Below are 15,971 nucleotides of genomic sequence, written 5' to 3' on the forward strand. Positions count from 1 at the left end.
TTTTTAAAATATAGTTTTCGCAATTATTGCATTGTCACGATTGATAAATTATTTAATATGACTTTTTTTTAACAAAAAATAATAAATTTCTGCAAATGTATAGGTTTAAATCGATTGCATAAGAGGCATAGCTAAATAGTCGTTTAAGAAGAAATATTATCGATAAAATACATAATTAAATATTTTTTTTTTTAATTGTGTTTAATACGGTTTGTTTATTGTAAAACTAATCTTATTATTTAAAATATTTATGTAAAGTGTTTAAGAGATAATTATTAAGAAGTTGATTAATAATGTTTTGATATTTTGTAAAAGCCAAAAAAGCCCAACAATTTTAGAATTTGTTGGGCTTTTTTGTAAAAAAATTAAATTATTTACATTGGTCAAGAAAGCTACTCAGCTCCATCTGTACGGGCTCTTTCAACAACATAAAGGCCTACTTTGTGACCTAGTTCTAATCCTTTTTCACAATCGCTTCGGTAGTGGATACATCCAAACATTCGAGAATCTGACGCTTCTTTTGCCATAGCATCAAAAGTTTTTGATTTTGTTGGGATTAGATGGGTTAGTACCAAACTTGCTGCTCCACTAAAGGTAGAGTGTCCTGATACATAGGCAGGAAAATTTGGTGTTCCCGTGAGTGTTTTAATAGAAGGATCCATTTGCGAAGGTCTTGGATTGAAATAGGTGTACTTTGCGTCCCAGCAACTTATGGCAGCATCCATCATGGCAATGTTTAGTAAGGCGAGGTTTCGAGCCCAACGCACTTCACTGTAGCGTAAGGGAACAAATTCTTCGGCTGCAATTGCGTTCCAGTGGCCAGGTGGCGTGTAGGTTCCTATGCCATCAGCCCAAAAAGTTACTATTTTCATGTTTTTTTGGGTTGCATTCAATCCGTAATTTTTAACTTCAGCCAGTTCTTTTGCAAACTGCTCTGATTTTGTAGAGGGCGGTGGAACTGGGCGGCTAGCAATAACCATTTCTGGAGTCATTAAAAATGATTTTACTTTTCCAAATAATGGCAACATGGGAGGCCTTGCGGGGATATCTAATGACTTCCAAGGCATTTCTCCAGTTGCTGCAGTTTGAGTTTCTAGTTGTGTCCACAGTGTTTGATTGCCTACTGCAGCACCCATGCCATCTTGGGAGGCTCTGGTAATGAATTTGCTAGCAATTTTCCGACCTAAAGTGATACCAGCGTCAACATCAGTTCGAACGTTTGCACCACTTATGATGCGATATAATTTTTGTTCCTCGGCTTTTTCTTGAATAAAAGCGATCTCCGTTGGGAATAATAATTTTAATATTTCAACTGTGACACCTGCTAAAACCGCATCTTCTGATGGGTAAGAGGGCAGGTTACTTTTTGGGACCAAGACAGGTAAAGAGGTGTCAACGGTGTAAGGTGCGGCTCTATTGTAGAGTTTCTTGTAATGCCATGTTGCTACTAGTGCGTCGTACTGAGCTGTAGCCACATACGCATATGCTCTCGCGGCATAAGGAGGATTCGAAAATGGAAATTGAGGATTTGCGAAAGGGTTTGATGCTGATGGTGTTGGATAGCTCCCGTCAGGATTTTTGTAAGGTGGCCGATTGTGTTTAGCAACTAACGTTCGCATAATTTCATTCCATCGTAGTACACCTCCCGCACTCCAATACTCAATTATTTCTTTTTGCTCTCGCGTTATATTAGCTTGATAACTTTTTATTTCGTTAATTTCTCTGGTAAAAGCAGCTGTATTGGTTGCAATGGGTACATCCAGTGTGAATTCATCTGGGGTTGATAATACTATTGTTTTCCAGCTTCCAGCTTGAGCGTCGTCGTTTATTGGATTCAATGATGCAAGGTTCTTATTGCGCTCATGAATATCATCACTGCACGAAAAAAGGACTTGCGATAGCGCAATGCAAACTGTAATTCCTATTGTTTTTAGAACTTTATTTTTCATTTTCTTTTTTCGATTTAGTTGTTTTGATAATATAAAAAAGCCCACTATAAAAGGTATTTGATTGCCCTACATTGCGTCCGTCTGCCGTAAAGTTACATCCAGCAATAAGGGATAAACCTTCTATTTTTTGTAATGTATATTTAGAATTTAGACCAATTTTTAGAGCATTCATTGTGTTTGATGGGAAAGGCATATTGTTTGTGGTAATGTCAAACCCACCAGATTGTGTAACCCAATTTTCTAAGACTGCTTCGGCAATTAATCTTGAACTGCGGTACCCAATGCGGTAATTTATTGTTATTTGATCAGGCATGTCAACTTCATTGCTATAGTGTATTTCGTCAGTCAAGTATGCATTTCGTTCAATTTTAATGTTACTTCTTTTTAAATATGCAGCTGAAAATGTATAGAAAAGCCATCCTCTTTGATAATCAGTCATTATTCTAAAGGACGCTACCTTGCTTTTGGATCCAATACTAAGCGGTAAATAATCAGCGGCATAGTTTGAAATAGGTCCTGATAAGTTTCCCAAGACATAAAGAGAGAATGTGGAGTTGCCAAAGTTTTTCTCAATGGGCATGTATTTCAGTGTAAGTGTTAGGTCTTGAATTCCTTTTTGGCCTTTAAGTGTGCCTGCAGATGCCTCAGTTGATACATAGGGAATATTAAAAAGCATGTTTAGTTTATCTGAAATTCCGTAGTTACCCATAATTGATGCGGATTTTGTACTCACGGTGCCTAGGTTTAGATTTTCACGTTTAAAATTTCCTTCCCAATATTGACTCCATTGGCTGTATTGGTATATAGATCCAAAACAAAAGTTGTTTTTACTCATCATTATGGCATCAAGATCTGTTTGAGCATTCATAAGTAGAGGTGCCATCAGCAGCCAACTCAGATAAATTTTTTTCATCAAAAAAATGGTTTTTGGTTAATGGTTTAGTGTTTTACTGCATAAAAATTTATTGTTTCTAATTTGTTACTGCTACTAATTTTAAAATCTGGTTGAAATACCAATGTTAATGGTATAATCAGCAAATGCTGCATCACCCTGAACATGAGTTCCTGTTGTTACAGAATTTTCTTTGTCGGTTACACTTTGCGTACGGTTACGAACCACTGCAAACGGTACTGATGCAAACAGGATAACTTTTTTATATTCATAGTTTACGGAAGGTTCTACAGACCAGATGTAACCTGGGCGACGGAAATCTCCACTCCCGCCTACAAGATCATGTACAGGAATCCCTTCTAATCGTGCACCTACGGCTAGAGACAATCCTTTTATTTGATTTACTGAATAATTAAAGCCAGCTCTAAACATATATTGATCTGGCACACTCATAATCGCTTCGTTAGCAAGTCGCGATGCTAATGTTTCTCTGTAGGTCCTCGTTCCGTTTTGTTCACGTGGATTTATTAAGTAATAGAAATTACCGTAAACTCCAAAGTTTTGTATGAAGTTGTAAAATGTATTGACTTCAAAAGTAAATCCGGTACCTCCGTCTCCTAACTGGATAGATTGATCTACTGGGCGCTGTTCTTTTGTTCCGTTTGGACCTACATTATAAAAATAATCTTTATAGTTGTAATCACCGGTTGGTAATTTTATCCCTAGTCCTAGTTGTATGTTTCCTTTTGTATTTTTTGTTGGGTCTAACATCCATCTGTAAGCTGCAAATCTAATATCGCCAATGCCAAACGAGCTGGTCGAATTGCGTTCTCTTTTTACGTACGTGCCATTTACTAATCCATGTTCGTACAAGGAAGAACGAACATTGTTTGAAATAGGAAGATCGACCATAACGGACCAACGGTTGTTTAATATTCGGGTCAATGAAAGGTTGAAAACGGAAGTGTAATTGATGACTTCTGTTTTTTGCACTAATCTGTCTTTGTTTTCCTCTGTTCCAGAAAAGTGTCTGAATGATCTAAAATAGCGACCGCTGCTGGCGAATTGCCATCCTGCAACATTAGTACTATCAGCATGGATCGACATGCAACTTGTCGCATTACCTTTGATAGCGACACATCCTTGTGCTGATGTGTTTTGGGTATTAAAAGCAATTGTAATAATTAAGATAAAAATATAAACAGATTGTATAGCGGATAAATTTTTCATGTTTTAGTTTTTTAAAATGGTTAATTGTATAAAACAGCTTAACAACAACTTCTTGCTAAAAGAAGGTCGGTGTTAAAAATGATAATGTTTGTTTGATTGGTAGTGTCTCTTTATAACAACGTTTACTATTGGCTTTCGCCAAAAAAATTCGTTGGTTTTAAAAGGTGAAACGGGTAGAGTAAAGGTTGTCTTTGATATAAAGAACTGTTTTAAAATCGATTTTTGAATTTGTAAATCAATCTAAGTCATGATTTTGAAAGCCAGTTGTACAAAGTATACCAGAATAGAAATTCAAACTAGGCCTGTGAAATCATTCACAAAAAGTGAATTCAGAAAATACAAAAGACTATTTTGTATTTATAAAGGACATAATTTCTAAAGAAAGGTTACTAAATGGACAGATTTAGCTAAAAAAACAATCATGAATTATCTTGTCTTTACAAAACCAGATAAAAGCGAATGTTTGCACTACAAGGAGAGAATATTTAAACGAAATCGGGTGGTGAATACGATAAAGAAAGGTATCCAGAATTTAATGCTTGGTGGTTTGGCATAATGATAGTTTCAGTTGCAGGTAGGACTGCTTTTGGAGAAAAACCTATGCAATAAGCATTACTTGGAATATAATCTTGAAGAAATGACTTTATGAGTTTTTTTACTGGAGATTCTTTAGATGAAGATCCGTCAAATAATTGGTTGTTTACAATATCTTTTAAGTCTTGGCTCACTGCCACTTGATTTGAATTGTATAGATAGTATAAACTTAAAATGTTATTTTGAATCCTTTTTTTGAAAATATGATAGGTTACATGATTTATCGTTACATTTTCATTTACAAGTTCAAAATCAGTATCCTCAACAAAAGAATACAAACTCGCATTTAATTGAATGACTTTGAAATTTATATTTTTAGTATTCTCGATTTTATGAACCCATTCCTGTTCTTTTTGATCAGCAAACATTAAATAATAGCTGAGCGCGTTGTAAAACAACGTGACTATTATAAAAAGAATGGCAATTCGTTTACTCATTATATAAAAGTACTAAACTATTTATTTGATATTAACACAAAATATCAACTTATGTATATTTTTAACATAATATTATGAAATTAAAATAAATTGATTCTATATTATCATGAAGTACTCTTTGATTTTGTCAAAAATGGATCGTAAAATTTGTAATTTGTTTATTTGTAAGTTGCTGCGTTTAGGTTAATAGTAGCTTTCATTAATATTTTTTAAAGGATATATTTCAGGAATAAGGGATTCAGTTAAAATGATTAATTTTGTAGTCTATGAAAAAATTTCCAGAGCATTTATCTCAAAAAATTGAAATCAGAAAGGAGCAAAATGCCTTGCGCACATTACCCACTTTACGTAGAGAAGTTGATTTCTCTTCGAATGATTATTTAGGTTTTTCCCGGTCAGAATCTATTTTTACTGCCACTCATGATTTTTTGGTTTGTCATAACATGCTTCAAAACGGCGCTACGGGATCAAGACTAATTTCTGGAAATCACAAGCTTTATCAAACTACCGAGGATTTCATTGCTATTTTTCATCACGCTGAAACGGCATTGCTTTTCAATTCAGGATATGATGCTAATCTTGGTTTTTTTAGTTCGGTACCGCAAAAGGGAGATTTAATTCTATACGATGAGTTGTGTCATGCCTCCATACGTGATGGGATTCAGTTATCAAGAGCCAAGGCCTATAAATTCAATCATAATGATTTTGAAGATTTAGAAAATTTGATTCTACGAAATCCTAATACAGTTATTTATATCGTTACAGAATCAGTTTTTTCTATGGATGGGGATTGTCCTAATCTTGAAGAATTGGTAAAGGTTTCAAGTAAACACAATTGTTATCTTGTTGTTGATGAAGCGCATGCGCTAGGTGTTTTTGGAGATAAAGGAGAAGGATATGTGCAAATGCTTGGTTTGCAAGATCATGTTTTTGCCCGAATTATGACTTTCGGGAAAGGTTTGGGTTGTCACGGTGCGGCTATTTTAGGATCACAAAATTTACGGGATTATTTAGTAAACTTTGCCCGAAGTTTTATTTACACTACAGGACTTTCTCCACATGCTGTAGCGACCATTTTTATAGCGTACCAATGTTTGACAAACGATTCAGAGTCTATTGTTAAACTCAAAGAGAACATTGTACATTTCAATCAAGAAAAAAATCTCTTAGGATTAAAACCCCTCTTTGTTCGCAGTAAATCAGCAATTCAATCTGCTATTATTCCCGGGAATGAAAAAGTAAAAGCGATTGCAAGTCAATTGCAAGAAAAGGGATTTGATGTAAAAGCGATTCTCTCACCTACAGTGCCAGAGGGTCAAGAGCGGCTTCGTTTTTGTTTGCACAGTTATAATTCTACAGAACAAATTTCGGCTTTGATGCATTGTATCTACTCACTTTTATAATTTAGTTTCGTTTTTTTGTAACGTTTTGTAAATTTAATTACTTATTTCATGTAAATAGATAAACAAAAAAATAAAATGAAAAACATAATTAGAACATCATTATCAGCACTTGCAATGCTTTTAATGTCTCAAGTAAGCATAGCGCAAAACAATAAAAAATCAGCAATTCCAGAAAATGAAAACTCTTTATTATGGGAGATTTCAGGTAACGGAAATACAAAGCCGTCTTATCTTTATGGTACAGTACACATGATTTGCAATGATGATTATTTTCTTACAGATAAAACAAAAAAAGCGTTAAATAATGCCGAAAATTTGTTTCTTGAAATTGATTTGAACGATCCTAATGAAATGGCTTATTTGCAAAAATCGGCAATGGGTTCAGAGCCTTTAAGCAAAAGACTTACAGTTCAACAACTTGCAGACTTGGATTCTATCTTGAAAGAAAAAACAGGTATGACTGTTCAACAGGTAGACAATTTTAGTTTGTTTACGGTGATGAGTTTGATTACTATGAAATCTTTTGGGTGTGCTAATTTGAAATTCTATGAGATGGAACTATCAAGTATTGCTAAAGCGGCGAATAAAAAATTAGGAGGATTAGAAACGGGTGAGGCGCAAATGCAATTCATGGGTAAAGCCTATAATGATGACCAAATGATTGCTATGTTAAAGGAATCAAAACTTGAAGATACCCAGAAAATGGTTCAGTCTTATAAAAATGAAAATTTAGTAGAATTGTACAACCAAATTACAAATCCTAAATTCCTAAACGAAAACTCAAAAAAATGGTTGCTTGAAGAACGCAATACCAATTGGGTTGAGAAAATGCCGAGTCTTATGAAAGAGAAAAGTTCTTTTTTTGCAGTAGGTGCAGGACATTTGTTAGGTGAAAAAGGAGTGATCAACTTGCTAAAAAAAGCAGGATATACCGTAAAGCCGATATTGAACTAAAGTTGAATTTAAATCGAATAGTAATTTTTAGATTAGTAAAACAAAAACAATGATTTTCAATTTTTTGTGTTAATATAAGAGTTGAATGCTTACCAGCAATCTATGATAAGTGTTATAAGATTTAAAAGAATACTAGAAATAAGCCCATCTTTGTGATGGGTTTTCTATTTTTGTACAAATTCATAAATCATGAAACTATTTATAACAGGAATAGGAACCGATGTAGGTAAAACTATTGCAGCAGCTATTATTACAGAGGCGCTTGAGGCTGATTATTGGAAGCCCATTCAAGCCGGAGATTTAGACCATTCAGACAGTCATAAAGTGAAATCCTTTTTGTCAAATTCTAAAACAGTACTTCACCCGAATGCTTATGCCTTAAAAACTCCAGCAAGTCCGCATTATGCAGCAGCTTGTGAAGGTATTGTTATTGATTTACAAAAAATAGTAGAGCCACAAACTGAAAATCACCTTGTGGTAGAAGGTGCAGGTGGCGTATTTGTTCCAATAAATGATTCAGATTGTGTAATAGATTTGATTCAACCTGACTATAAAGTTATTGTGGTTTCTAGACACTATTTAGGGAGTATCAATCACACGTTATTAACGATTGAAGCGCTTCAAAACAGGAAAATTGAAGTGGCAGGAATTCTGTTTTCGGGTGATGAAAATAAAGCTACTGAAGCCATTATCCTTTCTAAAACAGGTTTAAACTGTATTGGTAGAATTGAACAAGAACCTTATTTTGATCAAAATGTAATTAAAGAATACGCTGACAGGTTTAGGGAAAAGCTATTGAGTTTGTAACATTTTTGTAAAACACGTTGCCTTCTCTATGTATCTTTGCGAAATATATTATTTGAAATGACATTAACTGAAAGAGACCAAAAACATCTTTGGCATCCTTACACACAACATAAAACGGCAGCCGTTCCTATTGCTATTAAAAGAGGAAAAGGAGCGTTACTTTGGGACGAAAATGACAATGAATACATCGATGCCATTGCCTCATGGTGGGTGAATCCTTATGGACACAGTAATACATTTATTGCCGATGCTATTTACAAGCAATTAACAACTTTGGAACATGTTCTTTTTGGCGGTTTTACACATGAACCTGCTATTGTTTTAGGGGAAAAGTTACTTGAGATTTTGCCAAAAAATCAACAAAAAGTATTCTTTTCTGATAACGGCTCTACTGCTGTTGAAGTAGGTATTAAAGTAGCGTTGCAATATTTTTTTAACAAAGGAGAGAAACGTACCACAATCATTGCATTTGAAAATGCGTTTCATGGTGATACTTTTGCGGCGATGGCTGCCAGCGGAATTTCATTTTACACGCAAGCATTTGAAGGAATGTTTATTGATGTAGTGAGAATTCCGGTGCCTGTTCCCGGAAAAGAGCAAGAAAGTTACCAAGCTTTACGCGAGCATGTAAAAAATAACAAGTGTGCCGCTTTTATCTTTGAACCTTTAGTGCAAGGCGCAGCTGGAATGGTAATGTATGAGCCGGAAACACTAGATGTTTTGTTGCAAATTTGTAATGAAAGCCAGGTTTTGACCATTGCTGATGAAGTCATGACTGGTTTTGGAAAAACAGGTAAAAACTTCGCGATGGATTATGTGGTAACAAAACCAGATATCATGTGCTTATCTAAGGCGCTGACTGGAGGTACTATTCCAATGGCAATAACAACTTTTACGCAAGATATCTTCGAAGCTTTTTATGATGATGATATTAATAAGGCATTGTTTCACGGACACACCTTTACAGCAAATCCTACGGGTTGTGCGGCTGCTCTAGCCAGTTTAGAGTTGTTGAATACTCCCGAGATGCAAGCTAATTTGGTTCGGGTGAATCAAAATCATTTGGATTTTCAAAGTAAAATCATGAGACACTCTAAGGTAACAACTACGCGAGTCTTGGGAACTATATTTGCTTTAGAAATCAAAACAGAGGGTGAAGCTAGTTACTACGGGTCACTGCGAAACAAACTCTATGATTTTTTTATCGAAAATGGTGTGATTTTAAGACCTGTTGGGAACATTGTTTATATTTTGCCTCCTTACATCATCAGTGATGAACAGTTGCAAAAAATTTATCAAGTAGTCCAAGAGGTCCTAGAAATAGTATAAGTTTTTGAATAATTTTTTTCGTAATTACAAATGAAGTCACAAAGCGTTGCGAAATTGTTATTTAGGCCAAAACCGTATCGAAGTTTGTATAAAACTTTGCGACCTTTGCAATCAAATCAATAGTACCTTGTTAAAAATTATATCCATTACAGCGCTGTCGTCCGTTTCCCCGTTAGGGAATAATCTTGAAATAGTATGGGAGAATTATCTAAAGGAGCAACATTGTTTTGTAAATAAAGTAATTGATAAAACACCAGCGTTTGTAGCGCCTTTGGATAGTGTTTCGGCTGCTAAGGTAGAACAATTGAAACAGTCTGATCCAAAATATAAATTCCTTGATAATTCAGTTTTATATGCCATTGAAGCTTCCCGAGCCGCAATACAGCAAGCGGGCTGGGGTGAAAATGATGTCTTCGGAATCAATATTGGTTCATCACGTGGTGCTACTGATTTATTTGAAAAACACCATCAAGAATACTTAGAAACAGGAAAAGCGCAAACACTAGCATCACCAACCACTACTTTGGGTAATATTTCTTCGTGGGTAGCACATGATTTACAAAGTTCAGGACCTGAAATTTCCCACTCCATAACTTGCTCTACGGCTTTGCACGCTGTTTTAAATGGTGTAGCATGGCTGAGATCAGGAATGGTTGATAAATTTTTGGTTGGAGGTAGTGAAGCACCATTGACTGATTTTACAATTGCCCAAATGAAAGCATTGAAGATTTATTCCAGATCTAATGACTTATACCCAAACCGTGCTTTAGATTTAGATAAAACACAAAACACCATGATTCTAGGCGAAGGTGCAGGAGTTTGTTGTCTGGAAATGGGTAAAAAAGAAAACGCATTAGCATACATTGAGGGTATTGGCTATGCTACTGAAATTTTAGAGCATAATATTTCCATTTCTGCTGAAGCTGTTTGCTTTCAAAAATCGATGGCTATGGCTTTAAAAGATACTGTATTATCAGATGTTGATGTAATTGTCATGCATGCACCAGGAACCATAAAAGGTGATTTGACAGAGTATAAAGCGATCCAAAAAGTCTTTGGCGAAAGCTTGCCATTAGTAACTACTAATAAATGGAAAATCGGTCACACGTTTGGTGCATCAGGAATTTTAAGCATGGAGTTTGCCATATTAATGATGCAGCACAATACGTTTGTTGGAGTTCCTTTTGCGAAAGCGCAGCAACAAAAAAGGCCCATACTAAAAGTTTTAGTGAATGCAGTAGGTTTTGGAGGTAATGCAGTAAGTGTTTTATTGAGCCTCTAATTCTTTTGCTTTTTCATAAATCAAGTTGCTTTCAAATCCTTTTCTGAGTAAATAATCACAGAATTTCTTTCTCTTTTTTTGAAGATTGGTTTCTTTGATGCTGTCCCAGTTTCGTGTGGCTATTTTTTCAAAAGTGTCTAAATATTCCTCATTTGATATTTCTTTTAGCGCGAGATTGATGTTGTACTGACCAATGTTCCGGAATTTGAGCTCATTTACAATTCTGTTTTTACCCCAAAATTTTATGCGGTGTTTTCCTCTAGCAAAACTGCAGGCAAACCGACTTTCGTTCAAGAAATTATCTTGAATGAGTTTTACTATAATGGTGTCTATTTCATCAGTATTCATTTTCATTGTTCGCAGTTTTTGAACTACTTCGTCGTGGCATCGTTCCTGATAAGCGCAATAATGCTCTATTTTTTTAATAGCTTCTTTTATAGAGAATACTTCTTTCATGATTGAGGTTAATTTGTAAACAAAAATGCAACAATAGTATCTAATAACCTAGTGTAACAGTTTTTGTAAAAAGTAACTTTATGGATAACCTTACAAATAAAACGATGTAATTAGAGTGTAAATTGTTTATTAACAAATTTTAATACAGTCATTTGAACCTAAATCCGATTGGTAAAATTATTCGTAAATAAGATTAAGTGTGAAACAATTTTCAAATCATCTTAAGGGTTGTTTAGTAGCATTTTTTTTGTTTCAAATTTTAAATATATTATTTAGATAACCTTAATTAAATGGCGGCTTTGATAAGGTATTACTAATGTTGAATTTAGAGCACTTCATCGTTAAAACAAGTAGTATGTCGATTAATTTGTTTGTAATTTAAAACGTGATTGTATATTTCGAAAATTTATATTTTATTAAATTTTAACCCCTAATATTAAACAAGATTAACCTCACATATCAATTCCACATGAATAAAAAAATACTTTTTTTAATAACCGGTTTAATATGTTTTTTGTCGAGTTATTCGCAATGTGCGTATACAGGATCACCGCTTACATCTGTAGGGACCTATACGTTTTGTATAGACAATGGTAACACGATAACAACTGCAACTGTAAAATCAGGTCAATATGCGTTAGTAAACGTAGTTCAAGGTTTTAGATATAGTTTTGCTGTAGGAAATGTTTTTACTGGAAATGAAAACTTAACAATATTGAATGCAGCTAATGACTTAAATGTAGGAGCTGCAGGTTTCGCTACTGGTGCTACTGGTGCAACAATAGCAAACTGGACGTCTACCCTATCTGGTCAAATAAAGGTACTTTTGTCAAGAGATACCTGCATAAATGATAATAGCACAGTTAGTGGTACTATTACAATGAATTTAATAGCGGTAGGTAATTCTTTAGATAGTCAGACTGCTTTTGGTATTAATCAATGGGTTGGACATGTTTACAATCATACAGATGGTCCGCCTCCTGGAGGTACAATTTCACCTACGTCACCTTCAACAACTACATCACCTTTTTTAGGTACTAATTATGTTGGATACTATAATTTTACTACAGAAACTATTAATGAAGTTTTTAATGGTAACACTGCATGTATTCCGGTATTATCTAACGGAGCTGTTAGAACTAATATTTATACAGAATTATTTAGTGTAAGATACCGAATGAGATCAACCAGAGCAGCTGGCTGTTACATTTTGAATGTAAATGGTGATGACGGTGTCCGAGTTTATGTAGACGGTGTTTTGGTTTTTAACAAATGGTTTCAACAAGGAAATACATCTTATTGTAATAACTTAATAACCTTAAATGGAAATAGCGATATTGTATTAGATTACTACGAGCATCAAGGAGGGAATGTTGTTGGTTTTAGTTTGACTCCTTTTGATGGATCAACGAATACAATATCGAGTTCAACAGATGTAAGAGTTTGCTCTAATACGGCATCAACTATAACAGCATCAGACCTAGGTTCTTGTTCGGGCGGAACAAACGGAGGGACAAGTTCTGTTTATCAATGGCAATCTGCATCACCTACCAATCCTACTTTCGTTGACATTTCAGGAGCAACAGGTGTAAATTATACTGTACCTGCAGTAACTGTTGGAGTAGCAGCTGCAAATAATGTTCGTTATTTTAGACGCTCGTTTAGACCAGCAGTAAGTAATGGTGCTGGGTGTGTATTTAATTCAAGTGTGGTTACTGTAACCACAAGTGGTGTGACTCCAGCAACCCCAGTGGCAGTAACAGGAAGTCAAAACCAATGTAGAACTTCATCAGGGACATTTAGCGTTACGCCAGTTACTAGTGCTGTAAGTTATAACTGGAGTACAACTGCAACAGGTTGGATAATAACCCCATCTGGTAACGGTTCTTCTGCTACGGTATCATTTAATGCTACAGCAACATCTGGAGATTTGAGGGTTTCTGCTACTAACGGTTGTGGAACGAGCACTAATTTTCTTTATAATATTCAGGTGCGAGATTTACCTACAAGTGCTACAATATCTGGAGCTACAACAGTATGCGTTGGAGCACCAGCTCCAGTTGTAACCATTTCAAACCCACAGGCATATAATGTGAATGTTACATACAATATCAATGGAGGGACTAATGTGGTTGTTCCAGTAGGGGCAAATGGATCACACAACATACCGATTTCAACTTCTGCAACAGGAAATTTTGTTTATAACCTTGTTAATGTGTCAAATCCAAGTTCTGCAAATTGCTCAACAAACTTAACGGGTAGTGCAACTGTTACAGTAGGGGCAGTGACTGGTGATCAGGTATCGTTTGGTAATAATTCCTGGATAGGGTATGTTTATCCAGGTGCAAACCCACAAAACAGTAATTTTAGTACAAACTTTGTAGGTAGCATTACTCAAACAGAAACATTCGACTTAAATCTTGATAATGCACCTCTTTCGGGTACAGGGATGTGTGGCTCATTTGCTGATAATTATGCTGTCCGTTTTAAAATGAATAGAAATTTACCTGCAGGATGTTATACTTTTACAGTGGGTGCTGATGATGGTTATCGTTTAAGTTTAGATGGGGGTGCTACATATGTTATAAATGACTGGACTACTCATGCATATCAAGAACAATCGTTTTCAATTTATCTTAGTGGGAATACTAATTTTGTTTTAGAGTATTTTGAAGCCGCGGGTCAAGCAAGAGTACGATTTTCGTCATCTTTTATACCTCTTGAAAGACCTACAGTAGCATCAAGAGTACAGCCAAACTGTATTACGCCTACAGGAAGCGTACGATTAACTGGTTTGCCTTCTGGATCATGGACATTAATAAGAACTGGTATGTCAGGTCTATCAATTAATGGTTCAGGTTCAGAAACAACAATATCCGGTTTAGCACCAGGAACCTATCAATTTGCGGTTACAAGTGGGAGCTGTACCACTACACCTACTGGAGATGTGGTAATTGATAACGTAATTACTACTACTTATACAGGATCTACATGGACAGTACCGCCTACTATTGATATGCGCGGTGTTATTAATTCAAATACTCCTATTAGTACTAATGTAGAACTTTGTAGTTGTATTGTAAACGCAACAAACGCCATAATTACATTGGGGACAACACTTAAATTAAGGGATCAACTGGTTGTAAATGGTAGTCTTACTTTTGAGAACAATGCTAGTTTGGTTCAAATTAATGATGTTGTAAATACGGGAAATATAAAATATCAAAGAGAAACAACCCCAATAAAAAGATTTGATTATACGTATTGGTCATCACCAGTTTCGAATCAAAAGTTATTTGATTTGTCTCCGTTAACTAATCCTGGAAAGTATTATTCTTTTAATTCCGTAACTGGAGCGTATTCACAAGAAAATCCTCAAAACTTTATGGGTAAAGGAGTAGGTTACATTATTAGAGCTCCTGAAAATACAGCAACTCCACCTTCACCACTAAGTCCTTATTTAGGAGTTTTTGAGGGAGTCCCACATAATGGCGCAGTAACTTTAAGTCCATTAGTGGCTTTTAAAGCGTATTTAATAGGAAATCCGTATCCATCTGCGCTAGATGCTGATGCGTTTATAGCTGCAAATGCTAATGTGCTTTATGGGACATTGTACTTTTGGACACACAATACGGCTCGTGGAGTAGGGGTGAACAATCCTGGAACAGGCTATTATGCCTATTCTGGAGATGATTATGCTACTTATAATACTACTGGAGGAGTTGCTGTGGCAGCCAGTGATCCTGATAAGTCCATTACAAATCCATACAGACCAACAGGTAAAATTGCAGCTGGACAAGCATTCTTTGCAAGTACTCTTGAGAACATGACTGGAACATCAATTGTTTTTAACAATGCCATGCGTATGGGTGCTGGTAACACCGTTTTAGATAATAGTCAGTTTTTCAAAACTACCGCAAGTAAATCTAAAACTGCTTCTACTATTGAAAAACACCGTGTATGGTTAAATCTAACGAATACGCAAGGTGCTTTTAAACAGATGTTAGTGGGTTATATTTCGGGAGCTACTAATAATTATGATAGCACTTATGATGGAGTTAGTTTTAACGGAAATGAATTTGTAGATTTCTATAGTGTTAATGATAATAAAACATTAACCATACAGGGTAGAGCGCTCCCATTTGAAGAGAATGATGAAATTCCGTTAGGATATAGGACTACTATCCAAGGCAGTTTCTCAATAAGTATAGATCAGGTAGATGGATTGTTGTCTTCTAGAAAAATCTACATAGAGGACAAAATTAAAAATACAACACATGATTTAAAACAAGGGCCTTATACTTTTGAAACAGTTAAAGGTGTGTTTAACGAAAGATTTGTATTGCGTTATACTGATAAAACGCTAGGAGTTGATGATATTGATGCCAAGTCAAATCAAGTAGTTGTTTCAGTAAATAATAAGGTAATCAGAGTAGATTCGGGAATTGAGTCTATTGATAAGATTTATGTGTTCACTATATCAGGAACTGCTATCTATGAAAAACAAAAAGTAGATGCCTTTACATTTTCTATATCAAGTTTGCCTGCAGCGCAACAAGTGTTGATTGTAAAAACAGTTCTAAAAAACGGTAATGTAGTCACTAATAAAATTATCTACTAAAAAATTACAATCACAAT

At 35.1% G+C, this 15,971-nt stretch carries 11 protein-coding genes; 6 read left to right on the plus strand and 5 right to left on the minus strand.

The window, feature by feature from the left end; genetic code table 11:
- Positions 1-392 precede the first annotated feature (392 nt).
- The 4 genes from AC061E_RS04595 to AC061E_RS04610 form a co-directional block, all read right to left on the minus strand.
- On the minus strand, positions 393-1,949 hold the full coding sequence (locus AC061E_RS04595) for a vanadium-dependent haloperoxidase (RefSeq protein WP_478285216.1): 1,557 nt from the start codon (positions 1,947-1,949) through the stop codon (positions 393-395).
- Entirely contained in the window at positions 1,939-2,862 is a 924-nt protein-coding gene (locus AC061E_RS04600) for a hypothetical protein (protein WP_478285217.1), read from the minus strand. Before AC061E_RS04600 ends, AC061E_RS04595 begins: the two co-directional genes overlap by 11 nt.
- 81 nt (positions 2,863-2,943) lie before the next feature.
- Complete coding sequence (locus AC061E_RS04605) at positions 2,944-4,071, minus strand: hypothetical protein (RefSeq protein ID WP_478285218.1); 1,128 nt, start codon at positions 4,069-4,071, stop codon at positions 2,944-2,946.
- 485 nt (positions 4,072-4,556) lie between these two features.
- Complete coding sequence (locus AC061E_RS04610; protein ID WP_478285219.1) at positions 4,557-5,102, minus strand: hypothetical protein; 546 nt, start codon at positions 5,100-5,102, stop codon at positions 4,557-4,559.
- A 266-nt stretch (positions 5,103-5,368) separates the two neighbouring features.
- On the opposite strand from AC061E_RS04610, the gene AC061E_RS04615 reads away from it, so the two are divergent.
- The 5 genes from AC061E_RS04615 (at position 5,369) to AC061E_RS04635 (ending at position 10,877) form a co-directional block, all read left to right on the plus strand.
- Complete coding sequence (locus tag AC061E_RS04615) at positions 5,369-6,505, plus strand: aminotransferase class I/II-fold pyridoxal phosphate-dependent enzyme (protein ID WP_478285220.1); 1,137 nt, start codon at positions 5,369-5,371, stop codon at positions 6,503-6,505.
- A 75-nt stretch (positions 6,506-6,580) separates the two neighbouring features.
- A complete protein-coding gene (locus AC061E_RS04620) occupies positions 6,581-7,459 on the plus strand; it encodes a TraB/GumN family protein (protein WP_478285221.1) in 879 nt (292 codons plus the stop codon).
- A 189-nt stretch (positions 7,460-7,648) separates the two neighbouring features.
- Positions 7,649-8,266: a dethiobiotin synthase gene (gene bioD / locus AC061E_RS04625; RefSeq protein ID WP_478285222.1), complete on the plus strand. Its 618-nt coding sequence runs from the start codon at positions 7,649-7,651 to the stop codon at positions 8,264-8,266.
- Between the two features lie 57 nt (positions 8,267-8,323).
- Complete coding sequence (bioA, locus tag AC061E_RS04630; protein ID WP_478285223.1) at positions 8,324-9,595, plus strand: adenosylmethionine--8-amino-7-oxononanoate transaminase; 1,272 nt, start codon at positions 8,324-8,326, stop codon at positions 9,593-9,595.
- Positions 9,596-9,722: 127 nt separating this feature from the next.
- Positions 9,723-10,877: a beta-ketoacyl synthase N-terminal-like domain-containing protein gene (locus tag AC061E_RS04635; protein ID WP_478285224.1), complete on the plus strand. Its 1,155-nt coding sequence runs from the start codon at positions 9,723-9,725 to the stop codon at positions 10,875-10,877.
- Here the strand turns inward: AC061E_RS04635 and AC061E_RS04640 are convergent.
- Positions 10,863-11,333, minus strand: a complete 471-nt coding sequence (locus AC061E_RS04640) for a regulatory protein RecX (protein ID WP_478285225.1) — start codon at positions 11,331-11,333, stop codon at positions 10,863-10,865. The two genes, AC061E_RS04635 and AC061E_RS04640, sit on opposite strands and share 15 nt — an antisense overlap.
- Positions 11,334-11,802: 469 nt before the next feature.
- Between AC061E_RS04640 and AC061E_RS04645 the strand changes: the two genes are divergently transcribed.
- Positions 11,803-15,954, plus strand: coding sequence for a RemA C-terminal-like gliding motility protein (locus AC061E_RS04645; RefSeq protein WP_478285226.1), 4,152 nt, complete (start codon positions 11,803-11,805; stop codon positions 15,952-15,954).
- The last annotated feature ends 17 nt before the right edge of the window (positions 15,955-15,971 follow it).

This window comes from Flavobacterium sp. GNP011 (genome assembly GCF_056428925.1).

What these genes read in the sequence shown, in the direction of transcription:
- AC061E_RS04595 (WP_478285216.1), bottom strand. Translation starts at nt 1,949, where the DNA reads ATGAAAAATAAAGTTCTAAAAACAATAGGAATTACAGTTTGCATTGCG.
- AC061E_RS04600 (WP_478285217.1), bottom strand. Translation starts at nt 2,862, where the DNA reads ATGAAAAAAATTTATCTGAGTTGGCTGCTGATGGCACCTCTACTTATG.
- AC061E_RS04610 (WP_478285219.1), bottom strand. Translation starts at nt 5,102, where the DNA reads ATGAGTAAACGAATTGCCATTCTTTTTATAATAGTCACGTTGTTTTAC.
- bioD (WP_478285222.1), top strand. Translation starts at nt 7,649, where the DNA reads ATGAAACTATTTATAACAGGAATAGGAACCGATGTAGGTAAAACTATT.
- bioA (WP_478285223.1), top strand. Translation starts at nt 8,324, where the DNA reads ATGACATTAACTGAAAGAGACCAAAAACATCTTTGGCATCCTTACACA.
- AC061E_RS04620 (WP_478285221.1), top strand. Translation starts at nt 6,581, where the DNA reads ATGAAAAACATAATTAGAACATCATTATCAGCACTTGCAATGCTTTTA.
- AC061E_RS04640 (WP_478285225.1), bottom strand. Translation starts at nt 11,333, where the DNA reads ATGAAAGAAGTATTCTCTATAAAAGAAGCTATTAAAAAAATAGAGCAT.
- AC061E_RS04615 (WP_478285220.1), top strand. Translation starts at nt 5,369, where the DNA reads ATGAAAAAATTTCCAGAGCATTTATCTCAAAAAATTGAAATCAGAAAG.
- AC061E_RS04645 (WP_478285226.1), top strand. Translation starts at nt 11,803, where the DNA reads ATGAATAAAAAAATACTTTTTTTAATAACCGGTTTAATATGTTTTTTG.
- AC061E_RS04605 (WP_478285218.1), bottom strand. Translation starts at nt 4,071, where the DNA reads ATGAAAAATTTATCCGCTATACAATCTGTTTATATTTTTATCTTAATT.